Genomic DNA, 22,981 nt, shown 5'->3' on the forward strand with positions numbered 1-22,981 from the left:
CAGTGGCACCGCCTACCGTGTGGGCATGACGAGCCTCCCGCGTCCCACCACCGAGCTCTCCACCGACGAAGCCCGCCGCCTAGCCCTCCGGGCCCAAGGCTTCCTGGGTGCCCCGGACCGCAAGTCCGGCGTCCGCGGAGTCCTACGACACCTGGGCGCGGTCCAACTCGACACCATCTCCGTCCTCGCCCGCTCCCACGAACTCATCCCGTACGCCCGTCTCGGCGCAGTAGGCCGCACAACGGTCGACCAGGCCTACTGGACCGACACACACGCCTTCGAGTACTGGTCCCACGCGGCCTGCATCCTCCCCGTCGAGGAGTGGCCCCACTTCGCCTTCCGCCGCCGCGCCTACAGATCCCGCCCGCACTGGAACCACGCCCTGCCGGACGGCACCTACGACCAGGTCATCAAACAGCTCCGCACCGAAGGCCCCCTCACAGCCACGGAATTGGGCGGCGCGAAGAAGACCAGCGAGTGGTGGGACTGGTCGGGCACCAAGGTCGCCGTCGAGCGCGCCCTGATGTACGGCGAGGTGGTGTGCACGGAACGCCGCGGCTGGAAGCGGGTGTACGACCTGGCCGAGCGCGCCATCCCCGAGGCGCTGCTCCACGACGAGCTGGACGACACGGAGTGCCTGCGCCGCCTCGTCCGCCTCGCGGGCCAGTCCCTCGGCGTCGGCACGCGCGCGGACATCGCCGACTACCACCGCCTCAAGGGCGAGCAGGTCGACGCGGTCATCGCGGACTCGGGCCTGGTCCCCGTGACGGTGGAGGGCTGGGGCAAACCGGCCTGGGCCGACCCGGCAGCCCTGGAGACGGCCCCGCGCGGCCGCCACCGTACGACGCTGCTGTCACCGTTCGACTCACTCATCTGGGAACGGGCCCGCACGGAGCGCATCTTCGGCTTCACCCACCGCCTGGAGGCGTACACACCCAAGCCGAAGCGGATCTACGGCTACTTCGCAATGCCGGTCCTGGCCGGCGGCCATCTCGTCGGCCGCGTGGACCCCGCCCGCGAGGGCCGCACCCTGGTCGCCAAGCAGGTCACTCTGGACGGCCCCAAGGCGGTCCCGGCGGTGGCCCAGGCCCTGGTGGAGGCCGCGAGCTGGGTGGACTGCACAAACGTACGCCTGGAGCGAGTGGACGCCCCAGAGCTGCGCGACCCCCTGACAAGGGAGCTGTCGCGCGCCCTCGCGTAACCACGGACCAGGCCGACCGGCCTACTGGTCCACCGGTCCAGGCGTGGCTGCGGCCTACGCGCGGCTAGCGGATCTCCAGGATCTTCTCCCGCATCGCGTACACCACGGCCTCCATCCTGGAATGCAGCTGGAGCTTCTCCAGGATGTTGCGCACGTGGTTCTTCACCGTGTTCTCGGAGATGAACAACTCCTTGGCGATGTCCCGGTTGTTCATCCCGGTCGCGACGAGCTTGAGAACCTCCAGCTCACGATCGGTGAGCCGCGGCGCGGGCACCAGCCGCCGCTCATCGGTCCGCTGGATCATCGACTTGAACTCGGTGAGGAGTTTCGACGCCATCGAGGGGCTGATCTGCGACTGCCCGTCGGCCACCGCGCGGATGGCCGTGGCCACCTCGTCCGTGGAGATCTCCTTGAGGAGATAACCCGTGGCACCAGCCTTGATCGCGTCGTAGAGGTCGGCCTCCTCGTCGCTGATCGTCAGCATGATGATCTTCGCGCTGGGGACGACCTCCTTGATGGAGGTGCACGCCTCGATGCCGCCACGCTTCGGCATGCGTACGTCCATCAGCACGATGTCGGGCAGCAGATCGGCCGCCTTGTCGACCGCCTCCGCCCCGTCACCCGCCTCACCGACGACCTGGATGTCCTCCTCGGCCGCGAGCACGATCTCCAGACCGCGGCGGAAGAGGGCGTGATCGTCCACGACAAGGACCCTGATGGGCTCCTTGCGCGGGGAGCCCGCGTCCGGGCCCATGCCGACGACGCCGTCGTCGGCATCGTCGTCACGCATCGGTCCGAAGCTGTCCGCCATCGTTCCTCCCCCTGAAGGCCGTGGCCTGTGTTCCTGTGCCATCGCCAACCCAAGGCAACGGCCCACCGGTTGGGGCCGGTGCGGCCATGATTTCATGCCCGGACGACAGTGCGGTGACAGAGCGGGTTGCGAAGTGGTCGCACACCGGTGCCCCTGGGGGCGCACACGCGCTCCAGGGGCACCGACTCAGCTGTCACCGGGGAGGGTCAGCCGCCGAGCGCACCGCCCGGCGCATCCGCTCCGGCCTGGGCGACCATCGGGTCCGTGTTGAGGTGGATGACGCCGTAGTCGTACGCGTGCCGTCGGTAGACGACACTCGGTTCCTTCGTCTCCGAGTCGACGAACAGATAGAAGTCGTGCCCGACCAGCTCCATCTCGTAGAGCGCCTGGTCGAGCGTCATCGGGGCAGCCACGTGGGTCTTCTCACGGACGACGAGCGGGCCTTCGCCCATGACCTCGAGGGAGCCGATCCTCTTGGTCGGCACGCTGTCGGGTTCCTCGTCGTGGACGACGCTGCCGTTGCCGTTCAGCGTCGCGGCACCCGGGACGTGGTCGGCGACCTCGGCGGCCGAGATCCTGCCGTTGCCACGGCGGGTATAGCGCTTGTCGTGCTGCTTGCGCAGCCGGGCTTCGAGCTTGTCCGCGGCCAGGTCGAGTGCTGCATACGGATCGCTCGCCGCTGCCTCCGCCCGGATCACCGGACCGCGGGAGCGGAGCGTGATCTCCACTCGGTCACAACGGTCGGCCTGTCGGGGGTTGGGCTCCTTGGACACCTCGACGTCGAGGCTGATCACCTTGCCATCGAGCTTCTGGATCTTCTCCAGCTTCAGCTTCTCGGCCACGTGCTTGCGGAACCTCTCGGGCACCTCGGTCTTGCGGCCCTTGACGACGATGTCCACGCAGAACTCCGTTCCCGGATAGCCCCGCTCCACTGGCGGAGCATCTCCCTTTTGCACCAGGCTCCGGTGAGCCCCGGAACCTCGGACTCGGTGACTTTCACCTCCTCCTCCCCCATGGGCAAGATCTCCACCCCACCGACGCGGGTGATTGCAGAAAACCCGCAGCACAGCATCGAGATGTTCGAAGGTACGGCCTGCGCCATTGCCTCACAACCGAACATATCTCGCCCGGACGGATGTCGTCACCCTCTACCGCGACGTACCTCCGTTCAGGTGAATTGACCCTCTCATTACCTGCAACGATGCAAGTTCCCAGTCAGTTCCGGTTTATTTCGAACGAGTCTGGCGGTGCTGCGATCACAGCCGCGCAGATCGTGTCGCAGCCGGTGTCTCCGACTTCACCCGTACCCGCCATTCGCGGGACCACTTCTGTCAGATCCGCCCCCTCGCCCCTTGCCTCCACGGCCCGTACGGCCCGCGCCGCCTCCGTCAACGAGGCGCCCGTCGTCATCAGGTCGTCCACGAGCACGACCGGGCCACCGCCCGCCAGCAGCCGGGCACCCCCGGCAGCCACCTCCAGGGCGCCCGCGAGATTGTCCAGCCGCTGCCGGGAGTTGAGCCCCGACTGATCGGCCACGGCACGCCGCTGCCGCAGCACGCTCAGCACCCGGGCCGGCGTCCCCGTACGCCGCAGCTCACCCGCCGCCGCGAGCGCGATCCGCCGCGCCGGGTCGTGCCCCCGCGCCCGCACCGCCCACCGCGCCGACGGCACGGGAACGAGCAGCACGGGCCCTCGCTCGACTCCGCCGGCGGCCCCCAGCGGCACCCGGCCGTTCCCCGACGGCGGCTGCTCGCCGCCACCGAGCCGGTCGTCTTCGCGCCATGGCCGCTGTCCGCCGGCCCCGGCCCGGTCGCCCTCGCCCCACAGTTGCCCCTTCCCGAGCCTCAGCCGCCCCTCCGGAGCCGTGAGCCGTCCGTCCGCACCAGGACGTCGTACGTACCCCAGCCCCGCCCGCACAGCCCCCGCCAGGGCCACTCCGAGCGGAGCCGCGAGCGCCAGCGCGCCCCGTTCCTTGTGGGCGAGCAGCACGGCCCGTACCTCGTCCTCGTAGGGAGCCGCCGCGTGCACCACCGGCAGCCCGGGCGGCTCCGGCACCGGTCGCACCCGGCACGGTGCGGCCCCGGTCAGGGCGGCACGGCACTCAGGGCAGAGCACCGTGCGAGGCCTCCCGCAGCCTCCGCACTCGGCCGGCAGCACCAGATCGGTGAGGTCCTGCCACCACCCCCGCATGCCCACCACTGTGCCAACGCACGGGCCGCCCGGCCACCCCTGTGGATAACTCTGGACAACTCCCTGTGGATAACTAGTCACCGCTGTCCTCGCGGCAGTCCCGCACCGGTCACGCCGCCACAGGAGGCGGGCCGTCCCCGCCCCGGAAAGGCAAGTGGGCCCACCCCACAAAAGAGGCGGGCCCACCAGGGAAAACCAGGGGACAGGGAAAACCAGCGAAACGAGCAGGGCCTACCCGGGATAGACCGGCGCCGTCCCGTCCTTGTCCACCTTCTGCCACTGCTCCCCGGACGACAGCCGTACGATCCCGTCCTCGAGCGAGTGCGCCACCAGCGGCAGCCGCTCGTCCTCGGACGCGGCGATCTCCTTGACGCCCGTCAGCGCGGAGGGAGCGGTGCCCACCGGAGTGGAGCCGTCGACCTGGACGTACCGCATCTGCTGGACGCCCCCCTTCTCGCTTCCGACGACCACGAGCCGGTTGTCCCCGGCCCACGACATGGCCGTGACCTCCTCCAGCTGGGGTGCCACGGAACGCGGTTCGATGATCGAGACGGCGGGCCGCTCACCGGCCTGGGAGTCGCGCACGATGCGCCCGATCTGCAGCGACCTCTTGCCGTCCTTCTCGACGATCAGCGCGATCCGCACCCCGTCGGCGGCCACCCGCACGGCCTCGACACGCCCGTCGAGGTTCGGAGTCTGGACCACCAGCGGTTCGCCCGCCCCCTTCTGCAACAGAAGGAGCCGGGGGTTCTTCAGGTCACGGTCGGCCACCCACAGGTCGCCCTGCGCGTCCCAGCTGGGCGTCGTCAGCCGATCGTCCGCCGTCTTGCCCTGGCTGTGCAGCACCGCTTCGCCGAGCGAGCCACCCGACACCAGCGACCCGACGTACAGCGAACTCCCGTCGGCCGACACGCCGGCCGCGCTGCTCTCGTCCCGCGACACCGCGGCCGACCGCAGCTTCTTGTCGCCGTCGCCCAGCGCACCGGGCACCGGCTCGGGCTTCTTGTCGCTGTTGGCGCTGGGCATCCGCACGAGCCGCTGCCGGTCGTCGATGAAGTACTGGTACTCGGGGCGCTGCCCCGTACCGTGCGAGGCGATGGTCTTGGCCTGGACCTCGGTGACCACGCACAGCTGCGAGCCGTCCGACTTCTGCAGTTCCACCTCGACCACGCCGGTGGGCGTCAGGTCCTGGAAGGTGAAGAGGAGTTGGGCCGCCATCTTGGTGCACTGGGACCGGCCGACGTGGTCCGCCTTCCGGTTCAGCGGCACCGTGACCCGGTTCCGGTCGTCGGGCGACAAGGACTCGACGCCCTTCTTCAGCTCCGTTCCCGAGGGGAAACTCGACGTGACCACCGGGTCCAGCCAGCGTGTGGGCCCCTTCAGGAGCGCGCGGACGATCTGCGTCATCGGGTCCACCTGCTCGCGCACATAGACCGGATCGGCGACGGTCCCCAGCGGTGTGCCCGTCCCGGAGGTCACGTTCGACGCGTAGTAGTACTTGTTGACGGACACGTAGTTGCGCTGGAAGTCGGACTTGCCCATCACCACGCCCTGCGGCAGCCCGTCGATGCGCCACTGCTTGCTGTTCTTCAGCCGTGTGAGATGCACCGTCCTGTTGTACGAGCCGTCGTCCGGCGCGTACGCGTGCTGCGCGTCGACCGTGGCGACCTTGCCGCCGCTCAGCCGGTACAAGAAACCCTCGCCGGTGTCTTCCCCGGTCCCGGCGTGCGCCGGTTCGGGGTCCGGCGCGTCCGCGAGAACCGTCGTGGACCGGTCCGGATCCCACGTCTTGCGGGCGCTCGCCGTCAGGTACTTGCGCGCCGTCTCGTACTGCGGGTCGTCGCTGGTGAGCGCCTCCAGAAAGCCCTGCACGATCTCCGCGGACGAGGCGTCCTCCCGCGGCGGCATGGCGAAGACGCGGACCTGTGAGTCCTGCCTCGGTGTGGACTCGACGTCGCGCAGATCCCCGCTGTCCGGCATCGAGGCGCACCCGGCCAGCAGCAGGGCACCGCAACCGACGTACGCCGCCAAGCGCACGGGACGTCTGCGGCCGCGGCTCCCCTCGCGGTCAGCGCCCACGAAATGCCTCCCCTTGTCCAAGCTCCTTCGGCTCCCCGCCGTCCGTCCCGTGCCCTTCCACGGTCCGCTCCCCGCCCGCGCCGGACGCGTCGTCCGCCCGTCGTGCGGCCCCGGTGGGCCGTGGCACCACGCGCGCGCCGTTGCCTGGCAGAGCCGTCGGATCGGCCGTGGGCGACACCCCGGCCAGTCGCGGCCCGATGGGCACACGCGGCGGCATCGGAGGCGGCACAGCCCCTCCCACGGGCTGCTGCACCGGCACGGTGGCGAGCTTGCCACCGCCGCCGTCCGGCAAACCGGCGTCATTAAGTCCGCGATTACGCCGTGAGTCCTTGGGCTCCAGGGGTATCGGCGACCCCCGCAGCGGCTCGTCCGCCGTCCGCGGCAGCGTCAGCCGGAACTGCGAACCGCCGCCCGGCTCTCCCCACGCCTGCAGCCAGCCGCCGTGCAGCCGTGCGTCCTCCAGGGCGATGGACAGCCCGAGACCCGTGCCGCCGGTGGTACGCGCGCGTGCCGGGTCCGCCCGCCAGAAGCGGCTGAACACCCGCGTCGCCTCGCCGGGCTTGAGGCCCACGCCGTAGTCGCGCACGGCGACCGCGACCGCCCCGCCCGCCGCGGCGAGCTTGACCACCACGTCCTTGCCCTCGCCGTGCTCCACGGCGTTGACGACGAGATTGCGCAGCACGCGCTCCACCCGCCGGGCATCCGCCTCGGCGACCACCGGCTGCTGGTCACCGACCACGCGTATGTGCGTGCCCTTGCGCTCGGCGAGCGGCTCGGCCCCGCTGACCACCCGTCGTACGACTTCTCGGAGGTCTATCGCGTCGGCTTCCAGCGCCGCCGCGCCCGCGTCGAACCGGCTGATCTCCAGCAGGTCCGCGAGCAGCGACTCGAACCGGTCCAGCTGATCCGCCAGCAGCTCCGCGGACCGCGCGGTCACCGGGTCGAAGTCCACTCGCGCGTCGTGGATGACGTCGGCAGCCATCCGCACGGTCGTCAGCGGCGTACGCAGTTCGTGCGACACATCGGACACGAACCGCCGCTGCATCCGCGACAGGTCCTCCAGCTGCTGGATCTTCAGCTGGAGGTTCTGCGCCATCTTGTTGAAGGCTTCGCCGAGCCGCGCGATGTCGTCCTCGCCGGTGACCTTCATACGTTCCTGGAGGCGTCCGGCGGACAGCCGCTCGGCGATCCCCGCAGCCATCCGCACGGGCGTGACGACCTGGCGCACCACGAGCCAGGCAATGGCCCCCAGCAGCACCACGACGAACAGTCCGGCGGTCGCGAGCGTCCCCTTGACCAGGCTCAGCGACTTCTCCTCCTGCGTCAGCGGGAAGAGGTAGTAGAGCTGGTACGGGTCTCCGTTGGGGTCGTTGACCTGCTTGCCGATGACCAGCGCCGGCTGCGCTTCCCTGCCGTCCCGGTAGACGACACGGGTGTAGCTCTGAGCCGCCAGCGTGCTGCCGTCGATTCGGGCGCGCAGGTTCTGCGGCACGCTGACCGTCGGATCGACCTGGCCCGAGTAGCGCGGTGCGAGCCCGCCGCCGCCGTTGCCGTCCGCGGTCGAGCTGAGGGTCACCACGTCGAAGGCGCCCTGGCCACCGCTGGAGAGGGACTCCGCGAGGTCGCCCATCCACTGGCTGACGTTCTTGGACTGACGGCCGTCCGCGGTCGAGCCGTCGGCGCCGTTCGCCGTAGCGGCGGCGTCCGCCTTCTGTTTGGCCACCGAGAAACCACCCGTGGCCTGGCTCTGCGACGCCTTCACCTTGGCGTCCAGCAGTCCGTTGCGCACCTGCCCGATCACGACGAAGCCGAGCAGCAGCACCACACCCAGCGACATCAGCAGCGTCGTGACGACGATCTTGAGCTGGATGTTGCGCCGCCACAGCCGCATCACGGGCAGCAGCGGACGGCGCACCCAGCGCATGAACAGCCGAAGGACCGGGCTGCCCTGGACTCCGCCCTGGAGCAGCCCGCCCTCCATGAACCGTCCCCAGTGGGAGCCCGTCACCTTCCGGCCGACAGGCCGCCCCGAACGGACCCCCGGCTCACCGGGCGCCGAAGCGGCACTGTCCCGGGACATGTCAGCTCGGTCCGGCCTTGTAACCGACACCACGGACGGTCACGACGATCTCCGGCCGCTCCGGGTCCTTCTCGACCTTGGAGCGCAGCCGCTGGACATGGACGTTGACCAGGCGGGTGTCCGCCGCGTGGCGGTAGCCCCACACCTGCTCCAGCAGGACCTCACGCGTGAACACCTGCCACGGCTTGCGGGCCAGCGCGACCAGCAGGTCGAACTCCAGCGGCGTCAGCGCTATCGACTGCCCCTCCCGCTTCACAGAGTGACCGGCCACATCGATGACGAGGTCCCCGATGGCCAGCTGTTCGGGCGCCGGCTCCTCCGATCGGCGCAGCCGCGCCCTGATCCGTGCCACCAGCTCCTTTGGCTTGAACGGCTTCACGATGTAGTCGTCGGCACCCGACTCGAGGCCGACCACGACATCGACGGTGTCGCTCTTCGCCGTGAGCATCACGATCGGCACCCCGGACTCCGCCCTGATCAGGCGGCACACCTCGATACCGTCCCGGCCGGGAAGCATCAGGTCCAGGAGCACCAGATCGGGCTTGGTCTCACGGAAAGCGGCCAGCGCCTTGTCGCCGTCGGCTACGAAAGACGGCTCAAAACCTTCACCACGCAACACAATGCCGAGCATCTCGGCCAGTGCGGTGTCGTCATCGACGACAAGGACTCGTCCCTTCATAAACGACATCATCCCATTAACTAAATCGTTACCTGGCGTGACCTGTCACACAGCTCGGCAAGCGCCTCAGCCGTCACGGGCGACACGGCGCCCTCTTCGGTGACGATTGCCGTCACCAACTCCGGCGGCGTCACGTCGAACGCCGGGTTGTACGCCTGGGTCCCCAGGGGTGCCACCCGTATCCCGCCTCCCGCTTCCGCTCCCGCTCCCGCCGCCTGAGGTGCTGTGACCTCGGTCACTTCATGACCTGAGCGCTGTTCGACCTCGATGGACGCTCCGTCCGGGGTGTCCAGATCGACCGTCGTCACCGGCGCCACCACGATGAACGGCACATGGTGATACCGGGCCAGCACCGCGAGCGGATAGCTCCCCACCTTGTTCGCCACCGAACCGTCGGCCGCGATCCGATCGGCCCCGATCAGCACCGCGTCCACCTCCCCGGCCGCGAAGAGCGAGCCCGCCGCGTTGTCCGTGAGCAAGGTGTACGCCATTCCGTTGCGCGCCGCTTCGTAGGCCGTCAGGCGAGCACCTTGCAGCAACGGCCGCGTTTCGTCCACCCAGAGCCGCCGCAACTGCCCCGCCCGATGCGCCGCGAGCGCCACCGCGAACGCCGTTCCTTCCCCGCCCGACACCAGCGCGCCGGTGTTGCAGTGCGTCAGAACCCGGTGTCCGCCGCCCGGCAGCAGCTCGTCGAGCAGCGCAAGCCCGTGCTCCGCCATCCGCGCGCTGGCCTCGGCGTCCTCCCGGTGCAGCGCCCGCGCCGCGGCGAGCGCCGCCTCGGCGGCCTGCCGCTGATCGCCGCCACGGGAGAGCGCGGCACCGTACGCCTCCCGCGCCCTGCGGACGCCGACAGCCAGGTTCACCGCGGTCGGCCGGGCACCGGCCAGCGCACGCGCGGCCTCGTCCACGTCGAAGCCGCGCGCGGCGGCGAGCGCGACGCCGTACGCCCCGGCGATGCCGAGCAGCGGCGCCCCGCGCACGGCGAGCGTGCGGATCGCCTCCACCAGCGCCGGCGCGTCCGTGCACACCAGCTCGACCTCCTCGGCGGGCAGCCGTGTCTGATCGAGAAGGACCAGGACGGGGCCTTCGGGCGGCTCGTCCCAGCGGATAGCCGGTATCTCCGTGCGCCCGCTGTCCTCACGGGATTGCGCGTACTGATCAGCCATCCGCCCAGTCTGCCCCGTACCCGGCGGACAATTGAAGGTGCGCAGCCCATACTGCGGCCGGTCCCTTGCCGGGCGCACCGTGACACGATGGCTGCCAACCTGCCGCCGCGACCGCGGACGGGCACCGTGAAGGAGCGACGATGAAAGACACTCCGGGCTGGGCCTCGCCCGGATCTGCCCCCTCCGACGGGCAGGAGCCGGACTCCTCCGGCGCCGCGCAGCCCACGGAGCAGCCCTCGGACCAGGGCGGCACCGACCAGCCGGAGCCGCCGTCGAAGTGGTCCAAGGAGCAGCCCCCGCCCGGTCAGTGGTCCGCTCCCAGCCCGCAGGGCCCCGGCCAGGCCCCGCCACCACCTCCGCCCGGCCCGGGCTGGGGCGGCCGGCCCCCCGGCGGCCCTGGCGGCCACGGAGCCCCGGGCGGCGGTTACCCAGGCTGGGGAGGCCCCGGCCGCGGATACGGCGGCCCCACCGGTCCCGGCGGCTGGGGAGGCAACTGGGGTGGCCCGCCGCCCGCTGCCAAGCCCGGCGTCATCCCGCTCCGCCCGCTCGGCGTCGGCGAGATCCTCGACGGCGCGGTCTCCACGATGCGCACCTACTGGCGCACCGTCCTCGGCATCTCGCTGACCGTCGCGGTCGTCACGGAGATCGCGATCATCCTGCTCCAGGGCTTCGTCCTGGACGACAGCGCCAGCACGGACGTCCTCAACGACCCGAGCGCCACCGTCGGCGAGCTGAGCCGCGCCCTGGGCGACACCCTTCTGAGCTCCGGTGTCGTCCTGCTCATCACCCTGCTCGGCACCATCGTCGCGACGGCCCTGCTCACGTCCGTGACCAGCCGCGCGGTGCTCGGCAAGCCGGTGACCACGGCGGAGGCCTGGCGCGATGCCCGTCCTCAGCTGCCGAAACTGTTCGGGCTGACCTTCCTGCTGCCGCTCATCGCCGTCGCGGTCGTTGCCGTCGGCACTCTGCCCGGCGTGCTTGCCGCGGTGGCCGGCGCCGGCGACGCGGGCATCACGCTCGCCGTCATCGGTGGACTCGGCGCGGGCGTCGTCGCGCTCTGGCTGATGATCCGCTTCTCCCTCGCCTCTCCCGCCCTGATGCTGGAGAAGCAGGGCATCCTGAAGGCGATGAGCCGCTCCGCGAAGCTCGTGCGCGGCTCCTGGTGGCGCGTCTTCGGCATTCAGCTGCTCGCCACGATCATCGCCAACATCGTGGCGTCGATCGTCGTCATCCCCTTCGCCTTCCTCGCCGCGGCCCTGAGCGGCGACGGCGTCACCGGCCTCCTCAGCAGCGGCAGCGGCAGCCTCGGCTGGACGTTCCTCATCGTCAGCGGCGTCGGCTCGGTGATCGGATCCATGCTCACCTTCCCGATCACCGCCGGCGTCACCGTGCTCCTCTACATCGACCAGCGCATCCGCCGCGAGGCCCTCGACCTCGACCTGGCCCGCGCCGCCGGCGTCCAGGACTACGGCTCCGACACCCCCGGCACCACTCCGGGGAGCTGATGCGGTGAGCCCGGCGGGGGGAGTTCTCACAGCAGTACTGGCACTGCCGCACACCGGCACCACAGCCGTCCTCGCGCTGCCGCGCGGCGACGAGCCACCGGTGACGACCCCGCGCGACCCCGCGCGGGAGGCGGCCAAGCGCGAGCTGTCCAAGCGGATGTACCACGAGAACGACCCCAGCCTGCTCCAGCGCGCCCTGAACGCCTTCTGGGACTGGGTCGGCAAGCTGTTCAGCGCCGCCTCCACCGCAACACCCGGCGGAACGCTCGGACTTGTCGTCATCCTGCTGGCCGTTGTCGCCGTCGTCGCCGCGCTGTGGTGGCGCCTGGGCACCCCGCGCCGCACACCCACGTCGTCCGCCGCGCTCTTCGACGACCGCCCCAAAAGCGCGGCCGAACACCGCGCGGCCGCCGAGGCGCACGCCGCCCAGGGCCACTGGAACCAGGCCGTCCAGGAACGCATGCGCGCTGTCGTCCGCTCCTTGGAAGAGCGCGCTCTCCTCGACCCGCGCCCCGGCCGCACGGCGGACGAGGCGGCCGCCGAAGCAAGCCGCACCCTGCCCGCCCACACGGACCGACTGCGCGCCGCGGCCCGGGACTTCGACGACGTCACATACGGCGGACGAGCGGCGGACTCGCACACATACCACCGCCTCACCGAGCTCGACCGCGACCTGGAGCGCACCAAACCCGTACTCGCGAACAGCGCCCACAGCACGGCCCACAACGCCCGCCAGGGAGCCGCCTCATGACGACCGAGGCGACTGAGGCAACCGGGAAGACCGAGGCCACGCCCCTCGCATCCACCTCGGCCTCGCCCACCACCCGCCAGCTGTGGACCCGCGCCCGAGGAGTCGTACTCGCGCTCGTGATCCTGCTGGTGGCCGCCATCGCGATCGCCGCGATCCGCTCGGGCGCCCAGCACGGTCGCCTCGACCCGCGATCCGCCGATCCCTACGGCAGCCGCGCCGTCGCCGAACTCCTCGCCGACCGGGGGGTCTCCACGCGCGTGGTCACCACCCTGGACGAAGCCCGCGCCGCGGCCGGCTCCGACACCACTCTCCTGATCGCCGCCCCCGACCTGCTGACCAAACATCAGCAGACGCTCCTCCACACGGCGACCGAGAACTCCGACGGCCGGACGATCCTGATCTCCCCCGGATCCCCCTCCCTCGGCACCCTCGCCCCCGAAGTAACCGCCGACCCCGCGGTCAGCTTCGACTCGACGCTCTCCCCCGGCTGCTCCCTGCCCGCCGCCACGCGAGCGGGCAGCGCCGACACCGGAGGCTTCCGCTACACCACCACCAACCTCGACGCCGACGCCTGCTACCTCAGCGACGGCCTGCCCACGCTCCTGCGCATCCCGGCGACCTCCGGGAGCGGCGACACCGTCGTGCTCGGCGCCCCCGACATCCTCTACAACGACCGTCTCGACGAGCAGGGCAACGCCTCGCTCGCCCTTCAACTGCTCGGTTCCCGCTCCCACTTGGTCTGGTACCTCCCCTCGCTCTCCGACGCCTCGGCCACCGACGCGGGCGACCAGAGCTTCTTCGACCTGCTCCCCTCGGGCTGGCTCTGGGGCACGCTGCAGCTCTTCATCGCGGCAGCCCTGGCCGCCCTCTGGCGGGCACGCCGGCTCGGCCCCCTCGTGCCCGAACGCCTCCCCGTCGCGATCCGCGCCTCCGAAACCGTCGAAGGCCGCGCCCGCCTCTACCGCAAGGCCAACGCCCGCGACCGCGCCACGGCAGCCCTGCGCTCCACCACCCGCACCCGCCTCGCCCCCCTCGTCGGCGTAACCCCCGCCCAGGCGCACACGCCCGAGGCCCTGCTCCCCGCCCTGTCCGCCCACCTCCAAGGTGACGGCCAGGCCCTCCACAACCTCCTCTTCGGGCCGCCGCCCCGCGACGACGCGGCCCTCGTCTCCCTCGCCGACCAACTCGACGCCCTCGAAAGAGAGGTACGCCGTTCATGATGGACCCGACCACTGACAACGCCGGGTACGCCGGGGATCCGGGCACCGCCCGCTCCTCCCTGGAGGCCCTGCGCGCCGAGATCGCCAAAGCCGTGGTCGGCCAGGACCCCGCCGTGACCGGCCTAGTCGTCGCCCTCCTCTGCCGCGGACACGTTCTACTTGAAGGAGTCCCCGGAGTCGCCAAAACGTTGCTCGTCCGCGCCCTCGCATCCGCACTCGAACTCGACACCAAGCGCGTCCAGTTCACCCCGGACCTGATGCCCAGCGACGTCACCGGCTCCCTCGTCTACGACGCCCGCACCGCCGAGTTCTCCTTCCAGCCCGGCCCGGTCTTCACCAACCTCCTGCTGGCCGACGAGATCAACCGCACCCCTCCCAAGACCCAGTCGTCCCTCCTCGAAGCGATGGAAGAACGCCAGGTCACGGTCGACGGCACACCCCGCCTGCTCCCGGAGCCCTTCCTGGTCGCCGCGACCCAGAACCCGGTCGAGTACGAGGGAACGTATCCTCTCCCCGAGGCCCAACTGGACCGCTTCCTCCTCAAACTGACGATCCCTCTGCCCTCCCGCCAGGACGAGATCAGCGTCGTCACCCGCCACGCCGAGGGCTTCAACCCACGCGACCTGCGCGCCGCCGGCCTACGCCCCGTAGCGGGCCCCGCCGACCTGGAAGCCGCCCGCGCGGCCGTCGCCAAGACAACGGTCTCCCCCGAAATCACCGGCTACGTAGTGGACATCTGCCGCGCCACCCGCGAATCGCCGTCCCTCACCCTCGGCGTCTCCCCCCGCGGCGCCACCGCGCTCCTCGCCACGGCCCGCGCCTGGGCCTGGCTGACAGGCCGCGACTACGTCATCCCCGACGACGTAAAGGCCCTGGCCCTCCCCACACTCCGCCACCGCATCCAACTCCGCCCCGAGGCCGAGATGGAGGGCGTGACCGCCGACTCCGTCATCAACGCGATCCTCGCCCACGTCCCCGTCCCCCGCTGATGGCACTCACCGGACGCGCCGCTCTGCTCGCGGCCCTCGGCGCCCTCCCCGTCGGCATCTGGGAGCCGAGTTGGACGGGCATCCTCGCCGTGAACGCCCCCCTGGCCCTGGCCTGCGCCTGCGACGCCGCCCTGGCAGCACCCGTACGCCGCCTCGGCCTGACCCGCTCCGGCGACACCTCCGCACGCCTCGGCGAAACCGCCGACATCACCCTGACCGTCACCAACCCGTCCAGCCGCCCCCTACGCGCCCACCTCCGCGACGCCTGGCCCCCGAGCAGTTGGGAACCCGGCACGGAAATCGCCGCCTCCCGCCACCGCCTCACGGTCCCCGCCGGCGAGCGCCGACGCCTGACGACCCGCCTGCGCCCCACCCGCCGCGGCGACCGCCAGGCAGACCGCGTCACCATCCGCTCGTACGGCCCCCTCGGCCTCTTCTCCCGCCAGGGCAGCCACAAAGTTCCCTGGACGGTACGCGTGCTGCCGCCCTTCACCAGCCGGAAGCACCTCCCCTCCAAACTGGCCCGCCTGCGCGAACTCGACGGCCGCACCAGCGTGCTGACCCGCGGCGAGGGCACGGAATTCGACAGTCTTCGCGAGTACGTCCCCGGCGACGACACCCGCTCCATCGACTGGCGCGCAACCGCCCGTCAGACCACGGTCGCCGTGCGCACCTGGCGCCCCGAACGCGACCGCCACATCCTCCTCGTCCTCGACACCGGCCGCACCTCGGCGGGCCGCGTCGGCGACGCCCCCCGCCTCGACGCCTCCATGGACGCGGCCCTCCTCCTGGCAGCCCTGGCCTCCCGGGCCGGCGACCGCGTGGACCTCCTCGCCTACGACCGCCGAGTACGCGCCCTCGTCCAGGGCCGCGCGGCAGGCGAGGTCCTCCCGTCCCTGGTCAACGCGATGGCGACCCTGGAACCAGAACTCGTCGAAACGGACGCCCGCGGCCTCACCGCCACAGCACTTCGTACGGCCCCACGCCGCTCCTTGATCGTCCTGCTGACCAGCCTCGACGCGGCCCCCGTCGAGGAGGGCCTGCTTCCCGTACTCCCCCTCCTCACTCAGCGCCATACGGTTCTGGTGGCATCGGTGGCCGATCCGCACATCGCCCGCATGGCGACGGCTCGGGGAAACACCGAGGCGGTGTACGAGGCGGCAGCCGCGGCCCAGGCCCAGACGGAACGCCACCGAACGGCCGAACAACTTCAGCGCCACGGCGTTACGGTCGTCGACGCGACCCCGGACGAACTGGCGCCGGTTCTCGCGGACGCGTATCTGGCGCTCAAGGCGGCGGGGCGACTGTAGACGCGCATAAAAAAAAGGGGACCTCTTGGAGAAGAGGCCCCCTGAATTAAATGATCCAGAACGCAGAAAACCCCCGTACCGTTTTCCCGGTACGGGGGTTTTCTCTAAAATTTGTTCGGCGGCGTCCTACTCTCCCACAGGGTCCCCCCTGCAGTACCATCGGCGCTGTGAGGCTTAGCTTCCGGGTTCGGAATGTAACCGGGCGTTTCCCTCACGCTATGACCACCGAAACACTATGAAACTGTCAACCGGAGCCGTGGCATAGCTACGACGGTTGTTCGTGGTTTCAGAACCAACACAGTGGACGCGAGCAACTGAGGACAAGCCCTCGGCCTATTAGTACCAGTCACCTCCACCCGTTACCGGGCTTCCAGATCTGGCCTATCAACCCAGTCGTCTACTGGGAGCCTTACCCTCTCAAGGAGGTGGGAATACTCATCTCGAAGCAGGCTTCCCGCTTAGATGCTTTCAGCGGTTATCCCTCCCGAACGTAGCCAACCAGCCATGCCCTTGGCAGGACAACTGGCACACCAGAGGTTCGTCCGTCCCGGTCCTCTCGTACTAGGGACAGCCCTTCTCAATATTCCTACGCGCACAGCGGATAGGGACCGAACTGTCTCACGACGTTCTAAACCCAGCTCGCGTACCGCTTTAATGGGCGAACAGCCCAACCCTTGGGACCGACTCCAGCCCCAGGATGCGACGAGCCGACATCGAGGTGCCAAACCATCCCGTCGATATGGACTCTTGGGGAAGATCAGCCTGTTATCCCCGGGGTACCTTTTATCCGTTGAGCGACGGCGCTTCCACAAGCCACCGCCGGATCACTAGTCCCGACTTTCGTCCCTGCTCGACCCGTCGGTCTCACAGTCAAGCTCCCTTGTGCACTTACACTCAACACCTGATTACCAACCAGGCTGAGGGAACCTTTGGGCGCCTCCGTTACTCTTTAGGAGGCAACCGCCCCAGTTAAACTACCCATCAGACACTGTCCCTGATCCGGATCACGGACCCAGGTTAGACATCCAGCACGACCAGACTGGTATTTCAACGACGACTCCACAAACACTGGCGTGCCTGCTTCAAAGTCTCCCAGCTATCCTACACAAGCCGAACCGAACACCAATATCAAACTGTAGTAAAGGTCCCGGGGTCTTTCCGTCCTGCTGCGCGAAACGAGCATCTTTACTCGTAGTGCAATTTCACCGGGCCTATGGTTGAGACAGTCGAGAAGTCGTTACGCCATTCGTGCAGGTCGGAACTTACCCGACAAGGAATTTCGCTACCTTAGGATGGTTATAGTTACCACCGCCGTTTACTGGCGCTTAAGTTCTCAGCTTCGCCACCCCGAAGAGTGACTAACCGGTCCCCTTAACGTTCCAGCACCGGGCAGGCGTCAGTCCGTATACATCGCCTTACGGCTTCGCACGGACCTGTGTTTTTAGTAAACAGTCGCTTCTCGCTGGTCTCTGCGGCCACCCCCAGCTCATGAAGTAAATTCAATCACCGGTGATGGCCCCCCTTCTCCCGAAGTTACGGGGGCATTTTGCCGAGTTCCTTAACCATAGTTCACCCGAACGCCTCGGTATTCTCTACCTGACCACCTGAGTCGGTTTAGGGTACGGGCCGCCATGAAACTCGCTAGAGGCTTTTCTCGACAGCATAGGATCATCCACTTCACCACAATCGGCTCGGCATCAGGTCTCAGCCTTGATGTGCGACGGATTTGCCTATCGCACGGCCTACACCCTTACCCCGGGACAACCACCGCCCGGGATGGACTACCTTCCTGCGTCACCCCATCACTCACCTACTGCAGGTCTGGTCCGTCGGCTCCACCACTCCCCTTTGCCCGAAGGCTCCGGGGCGGCTTCACGGACTTAGCATCGCCTGGTTCAATGTTTGACGCTTCACAGCGGGTACCGGAATATCAACCGGTTATCCATCGACTACGCCTGTCGGCCTCGCCTTAGGTCCCGACTTACCCTGGGCAGATCAGCTTGACCCAGGAACCCTTAGTCAATCGGCGCACACGTTTCTCACGTGTGTATCGCTACTCATGCCTGCATTCTCACTCGTGAACCGTCCACCACTGCCTTCCGGCGCGGCTTCACCCGGCACACGACGCTCCCCTACCCATCACAGCGGGCGTTGGCCCTATTGCTGCAATGACACGACTTCGGCGGTACGCTTGAGCCCCGCTACATTGTCGGCGCGGAATCACTAGACCAGTGAGCTATTACGCACTCTTTCAAGGGTGGCTGCTTCTAAGCCAACCTCCTGGTTGTCTCTGCGACTCCACATCCTTTCCCACTTAGCGTACGCTTAGGGGCCTTAGTCGATGCTCTGGGCTGTTTCCCTCTCGACCATGGAGCTTATCCCCCACAGTCTCACTGCCGCGCTCTCACTTACCGGCATTCGGAGTTTGGCTAAGGTCAGTAACCCGGTAGGGCCCATCGCCTATCCAGTGCTCTACCTCCGGCAAGAAACACACGACGCTGCACCTAAATGCATTTCGGGGAGAACCAGCTATCACGGAGTTTGATTGGCCTTTCACCCCTAACCACAGGTCATCCCCCAGGTTTTCAACCCTGGTGGGTTCGGTCCTCCACGACCTCTTACAGCCGCTTCAACCTGCCCATGGCTAGATCACTCCGCTTCGGGTCTTGAGCGCGCTACTGAATCGCCCTATTCGGACTCGCTTTCGCTACGGCTTCCCCACACGGGTTAACCTCGCAACACACCGCAAACTCGCAGGCTCATTCTTCAAAAGGCACGCAGTCACGAGAGTGCATGCAAGCATGCACTCCGACGCTCCCACGGCTTGTAGGCACACGGTTTCAGGTACTATTTCACTCCGCTCCCGCGGTACTTTTCACCATTCCCTCACGGTACTATCCGCTATCGGTCACCAGGGAATATTTAGGCTTAGCGGGTGGTCCCGCCAGATTCACACGGGATTTCTCGGGCCCCGTGCTACTTGGGTGTCTCTCAAACGAGCCGTTGATGTTTCGACTACGGGGGTCTTACCCTCTACGCCGGACCTTTCGCATGTCCTTCGCCTACATCAACGGTTTCTGACTCGCCTCACAGCCGGCAGACTGTGAAAGAGAGATCCCACAACCCCACATGCGCAACCCCTGCCGGGTCTCACACGCATATGGTTTGGCCTCATCCAGTTTCGCTCGCCACTACTCCCGGAATCACGGTTGTTTTCTCTTCCTGCGGGTACTGAGATGTTTCACTTCCCCGCGTTCCCTCCACATACCCTATGTGTTCAGGTATGGGTGACAGCCCATGACGACTGCCGGGTTTCCCCATTCGGAAACCCCCGGATCAAAGCCTGGTTGACGGCTCCCCGGGGACTATCGTGGCCTCCCACGTCCTTCATCGGTTCCTGGTGCCAAGGCATCCACCGTGCGCCCTTAAAAACTTGGCCACAGATGCTCGCGTCCACTGTGCAGTTCTCAAACAACGACCAACCACCCATCACCCCCGGTTACCACCGGAGTTCACTGGGGCCGGCACTGAAGGCAGCCGTAATCGGCCGTACCTTCAGACACCCAACAGCGTGCCCGACACCCTCGCCACTCATGATCAGCTTTCCACGCCCCGAAGGACAGTACTCACAGCCCGAGATGACTGACGGTGCCGAATAATCAACGTTCCACCCATGAGCAACCACCGTCGGACGTGTGCCGACGTAATGGCCCTGGACCACCAAGCAAAGCTCGGCGGCCTAGATGCTCCTTAGAAAGGAGGTGATCCAGCCGCACCTTCCGGTACGGCTACCTTGTTACGACTTCGTCCCAATCGCCAGTCCCACCTTCGACAGCTCCCTCCCACAAGGGGTTGGGCCACCGGCTTCGGGTGTTACCGACTTTCGTGACGTGACGGGCGGTGTGTACAAGGCCCGGGAACGTATTCACCGCAGCAATGCTGATCTGCGATTACTAGCAACTCCGACTTCATGGGGTCGAGTTGCAGACCCCAATCCGAACTGAGACAGGCTTTTTGAGATTCGCTCCGCCTCGCGGCTTCGCAGCTCTTTGTACCTGCCATTGTAGCACGTGTGCAGCCCAAGACATAAGGGGCATGATGACTTGACGTCGTCCCCACCTTCCTCCGAGTTGACCCCGGCAGTCTCCTGTGAGTCCCCATCACCCCGAAGGGCATGCTGGCAACACAGAACAAGGGTTGCGCTCGTTGCGGGACTTAACCCAACATCTCACGACACGAGCTGACGACAGCCATGCACCACCTGTACACCGACCACAAGGGGGCGACCATCTCTGGCCGTTTCCGGTGTATGTCAAGCCTTGGTAAGGTTCTTCGCGTTGCGTCGAATTAAGCCACATGCTCCGCTGCTTGTGCGGGCCCCCGTCAATTCCTTTGAGTTTTAGCCTTGCGGCCGTACTCCCCAGGCGGGGAACTTAATGCGTTAGCTGCGGCACCGACGACGTGGAATGTCGCCAACACCTAGTTCCCACCGTTTACGGCGTGGACTACCAGGGTATCTAATCCTGTTCGCTCCCCACGCTTTCGCTCCTCAGCGTCAGTAATGGCCCAGAGATCCGCCTTCGCCACCGGTGTTCCTCCTGATATCTGCGCATTTCACCGCTACACCAGGAATTCCGATCTCCCCTACCACACTCTAGCTAGCCCGTATCGAATGCAGACCCGGGGTTAAGCCCCGGGCTTTCACACCCGACGTGACAAGCCGCCTACGAGCTCTTTACGCCCAATAATTCCGGACAACGCTTGCGCCCTACGTATTACCGCGGCTGCTGGCACGTAGTTAGCCGGCGCTTCTTCTGCAGGTACCGTCACTTTCGCTTCTTCCCTGCTGAAAGAGGTTTACAACCCGAAGGCCGTCATCCCTCACGCGGCGTCGCTGCATCAGGCTTTCGCCCATTGTGCAATATTCCCCACTGCTGCCTCCCGTAGGAGTCTGGGCCGTGTCTCAGTCCCAGTGTGGCCGGTCGCCCTCTCAGGCCGGCTACCCGTCGTCGCCTTGGTGAGCCACTACCTCACCAACAAGCTGATAGGCCGCGGGCTCATCCTTCACCGCCGGAGCTTTTAACCCCCACCCATGCAGGCAGAAGTATTATCCGGTATTAGACCCCGTTTCCAGGGCTTGTCCCAGAGTGAAGGGCAGATTGCCCACGTGTTACTCACCCGTTCGCCACTAATCCACCCCGAAGGGCTTCATCGTTCGACTTGCATGTGTTAAGCACGCCGCCAGCGTTCGTCCTGAGCCAGGATCAAACTCTCCGTGAATGTTTACCCGTAATCGGGTGGACACCACGAGAGCGGAACCAAGGAGAGGAATAATCCCCTCGGTTCACAGCGTCCTCGCTGTGCGCCTACCGAACATCGTCCGGCAGGACTTTTTCAAAGGAACCTCGTCCCAGCCGATCGGCCGGAGACGGGGTATCAACATATCTGGCGTTGATTTTTGGCACGCTGTTGAGTTCTCAAGGAACGGACGCTTCCTTTGTACTCACCCTCTCGGGCTTTCCTCCGGGCGCTTCCCTTCGGTCTTGCTTTGTTTTTGTTTCGTTCTTGCGTTTCCGACTCTATCAGATCGTTTCCGGTCCGATTTCCCTCGGTGCTTTCCAGGTTTCCGCTCTCGCGTTTCCCTTTCCGGCGGTTCCGACTTTATCAGAAGTCTTGGGCCGGATTGACCGGCATCCATTTCTGAATCATCGGGAGTGGCTTCTCCGAAATCGAAGTGTCGATTTCTTCGGGAAGCAGGCAGACACTAACCTGTGCCACCGGACATGTCCAGTTCTAGGCAACTGTTCGAATCTACCTCCCCACCAGCTCCGTGTCAACGGCTCTTGTGGGGCGAAGAGGAGACTAGCAGGTCAGCGGGCGTGCACGCACATCAGGCGGCCGTCGGGAGCGTGGCGCTTCGCTCGGGCTCGTCGACATCACCCGCGTCGCCGGCGCGTGCCGCGCGACCGCCCAGAACATAGACGTACGCGAGAAAGGCCAGTTCAGCCGCGATTCCGATGCCGATACGGGCCCAGGTGGGGAGACCGGACGGCGTGACAAAGCCTTCGATGGCGCCCGAGACGAAGAGGATCAGTGCCAGGCCTATCGCCATGCCCAGCGCGGCTCGGCCCTCTTCTGCGAGCGCCGTGCGACGGGAACGCGGGCCCGGGTCGATCACGGTCCAGCCCAGTCGCAGACCTGTGCCGGCGGCGACGAAGACGGCGGTCAGTTCCAGAAGCCCGTGCGGGAGGACGAGCCCCAGGAAGGTGTCGAGCCGGCCGGCCGAGGACATCAGGCCGATGCCGACGCCCAGGTTGAGCATGTTCTGGAAGAGGATCCAGAGGACCGGAATGCCCAGGAAGACGCCCAGGACCAGGCACATCGCGGCGGCCTGGGCGTTGTTCGTCCACACCTGGGCCGCGAAGGAGGCGGCGGGGTGGCTGGAGTAGTACGTCTCGTACTGGCCACCGGGGCGAGTGAGGTCCCGCAGTTCGCTGGGGGCCGCGATCGAGGACTGGACCTCGGGGTGCGTGCCGATCCACCAGCCCAGGAGAGTCGCTATGACGGTGGAGAGGAGCGCCGTGGGTACCCACCAGTGGCGTGAGCGGTAGACCGCTGCCGGGAAACCGTGTGTCAGGAAGCGGGTGACATCGCGCCAGGAGGCACGGCGGGTTCCTGTCACCGCACTACGCGCGCGTGCCACGAGTTGGCTGAGACGGCCGGTGAGCTGGGGATCCGGGGCGCTGGACTGGATCAGGGAGAGGTGAGTGGCGGTGCGTTGGTACAGGGCGACGAGTTCGTCGGCCTCGGCTCCGGTGAGACGGCGCTGGCGGCGCAGCAGGGCGTCGAGCCTGTCCCACTCGGCGCGGTGGGCGGAGACGAAGACGTCGAGGTCCATCGGTTTGCCTGCTCCTCGGCTGCTCGTCGGCGGCTCGTCGTGGATGTCAGCTTGTCCTACTGCGGCGCGATGCGCCCTCAGCTTGGCAGACTGGCCGTTCAC

The 22,981-nt window shown here is 67.5% G+C and carries 14 protein-coding genes and 3 rRNA genes; 6 read left to right on the forward strand and 11 right to left on the reverse strand.

Annotated elements, in window-relative coordinates; translation table 11 throughout:
- Positions 1 to 25: 25 nt before the first annotated feature.
- Positions 26 to 1,201 (forward strand): winged helix-turn-helix domain-containing protein, encoded by a 1,176-nt coding sequence (locus OG975_RS19100; RefSeq protein WP_406330487.1) that lies wholly within the window; start codon positions 26 to 28, stop codon positions 1,199 to 1,201.
- Positions 1,202 to 1,265: 64 nt separating this feature from the next.
- On the opposite strand, the gene OG975_RS19105 is transcribed toward OG975_RS19100, so the two are convergent.
- The 7 genes from OG975_RS19105 to mtnA all read right to left on the reverse strand — a co-directional run bounded on the left by OG975_RS19105 (position 1,266) and on the right by mtnA (position 10,206).
- Positions 1,266 to 2,012 (reverse strand): response regulator, encoded by a 747-nt coding sequence (locus OG975_RS19105; protein WP_406330488.1) that lies wholly within the window; start codon positions 2,010 to 2,012, stop codon positions 1,266 to 1,268.
- A 206-nt stretch (positions 2,013 to 2,218) separates the two neighbouring features.
- The gene (gene hpf / locus OG975_RS19110) at positions 2,219 to 2,911 is read right to left on the reverse strand and encodes a ribosome hibernation-promoting factor, HPF/YfiA family (RefSeq protein ID WP_381254718.1); all 693 of its coding nucleotides are present in this window, start codon (positions 2,909 to 2,911) and stop codon (positions 2,219 to 2,221) included.
- Between the two features lie 316 nt (positions 2,912 to 3,227).
- Positions 3,228 to 4,202 carry a ComF family protein gene (locus tag OG975_RS19115; RefSeq protein WP_406330490.1) on the reverse strand — a complete coding sequence of 325 codons (975 nt, stop codon included), beginning with the start codon at positions 4,200 to 4,202 and terminating at the stop codon, positions 3,228 to 3,230.
- A gap of 231 nt (positions 4,203 to 4,433) precedes the next feature.
- Positions 4,434 to 6,281 carry an LpqB family beta-propeller domain-containing protein gene (locus OG975_RS19120; protein WP_406330491.1) on the reverse strand — a complete coding sequence of 616 codons (1,848 nt, stop codon included), beginning with the start codon at positions 6,279 to 6,281 and terminating at the stop codon, positions 4,434 to 4,436.
- Positions 6,271 to 8,361, reverse strand: a complete 2,091-nt coding sequence (gene mtrB, locus OG975_RS19125) for an MtrAB system histidine kinase MtrB (RefSeq protein ID WP_406330493.1) — start codon at positions 8,359 to 8,361, stop codon at positions 6,271 to 6,273. Before mtrB ends, OG975_RS19120 begins: the two co-directional genes overlap by 11 nt.
- A gap of 1 nt (position 8,362) precedes the next feature.
- On the reverse strand, positions 8,363 to 9,052 hold the full coding sequence (mtrA, locus tag OG975_RS19130) for a two-component system response regulator MtrA (RefSeq protein ID WP_150136091.1): 690 nt from the start codon (positions 9,050 to 9,052) through the stop codon (positions 8,363 to 8,365).
- Positions 9,053 to 9,060: 8 nt separating this feature from the next.
- Positions 9,061 to 10,206, reverse strand: a complete 1,146-nt coding sequence (gene mtnA / locus OG975_RS19135) for an S-methyl-5-thioribose-1-phosphate isomerase (RefSeq protein WP_406330495.1) — start codon at positions 10,204 to 10,206, stop codon at positions 9,061 to 9,063.
- A gap of 140 nt (positions 10,207 to 10,346) precedes the next feature.
- Here mtnA and OG975_RS19140 point away from each other — a divergent pair, with 140 nt between their 5' ends.
- From OG975_RS19140 to OG975_RS19160, 5 genes are read left to right on the forward strand one after another with little or no spacing between them, the layout of a single operon-like run.
- Complete coding sequence (locus OG975_RS19140; RefSeq protein ID WP_406330496.1) at positions 10,347 to 11,711, forward strand: glycerophosphoryl diester phosphodiesterase membrane domain-containing protein; 1,365 nt, start codon at positions 10,347 to 10,349, stop codon at positions 11,709 to 11,711.
- Between the two features lie 4 nt (positions 11,712 to 11,715).
- Complete coding sequence (locus OG975_RS19145; protein WP_406330497.1) at positions 11,716 to 12,462, forward strand: DUF4129 domain-containing protein; 747 nt, start codon at positions 11,716 to 11,718, stop codon at positions 12,460 to 12,462.
- Positions 12,459 to 13,682 carry a DUF4350 domain-containing protein gene (locus OG975_RS19150; protein ID WP_406330498.1) on the forward strand — a complete coding sequence of 408 codons (1,224 nt, stop codon included), beginning with the start codon at positions 12,459 to 12,461 and terminating at the stop codon, positions 13,680 to 13,682. The genes OG975_RS19145 and OG975_RS19150 overlap by 4 nt, the downstream gene beginning before the upstream one ends.
- Positions 13,682 to 14,671, forward strand: a complete 990-nt coding sequence (locus OG975_RS19155) for an AAA family ATPase (RefSeq protein ID WP_406330499.1) — start codon at positions 13,682 to 13,684, stop codon at positions 14,669 to 14,671. The genes OG975_RS19150 and OG975_RS19155 overlap by 1 nt, the downstream gene beginning before the upstream one ends.
- Positions 14,671 to 15,981: a DUF58 domain-containing protein gene (locus OG975_RS19160; RefSeq protein WP_406330500.1), complete on the forward strand. Its 1,311-nt coding sequence runs from the start codon at positions 14,671 to 14,673 to the stop codon at positions 15,979 to 15,981. Before OG975_RS19155 ends, OG975_RS19160 begins: the two co-directional genes overlap by 1 nt.
- Before the next feature lie 113 nt (positions 15,982 to 16,094).
- On the opposite strand, the gene rrf is transcribed toward OG975_RS19160, so the two are convergent.
- From rrf to OG975_RS19180, 4 genes are all read right to left on the reverse strand, one after another.
- Positions 16,095 to 16,211: ribosomal RNA gene (rrf, locus tag OG975_RS19165) — 5S ribosomal RNA — on the reverse strand.
- 86 nt (positions 16,212 to 16,297) lie between these two features.
- Positions 16,298 to 19,420, reverse strand: a 23S ribosomal RNA gene (locus tag OG975_RS19170).
- Positions 19,421 to 19,735: 315 nt separating this feature from the next.
- Positions 19,736 to 21,261, reverse strand: a 16S ribosomal RNA gene (locus OG975_RS19175).
- The 16S, 23S and 5S rRNA genes sit together here, the layout of an rRNA operon.
- Positions 21,262 to 21,871: 610 nt before the next feature.
- Positions 21,872 to 22,879, reverse strand: coding sequence for a stage II sporulation protein M (locus tag OG975_RS19180; protein WP_406330501.1), 1,008 nt, complete (start codon positions 22,877 to 22,879; stop codon positions 21,872 to 21,874).
- Between the last annotated feature and the right edge of the window lie 102 nt (positions 22,880 to 22,981).

This window comes from Streptomyces sp. NBC_00203 (assembly GCF_045206325.1).
GTDB lineage: Bacteria > Actinomycetota > Actinomycetes > Streptomycetales > Streptomycetaceae > Streptomyces > Streptomyces lutosisoli.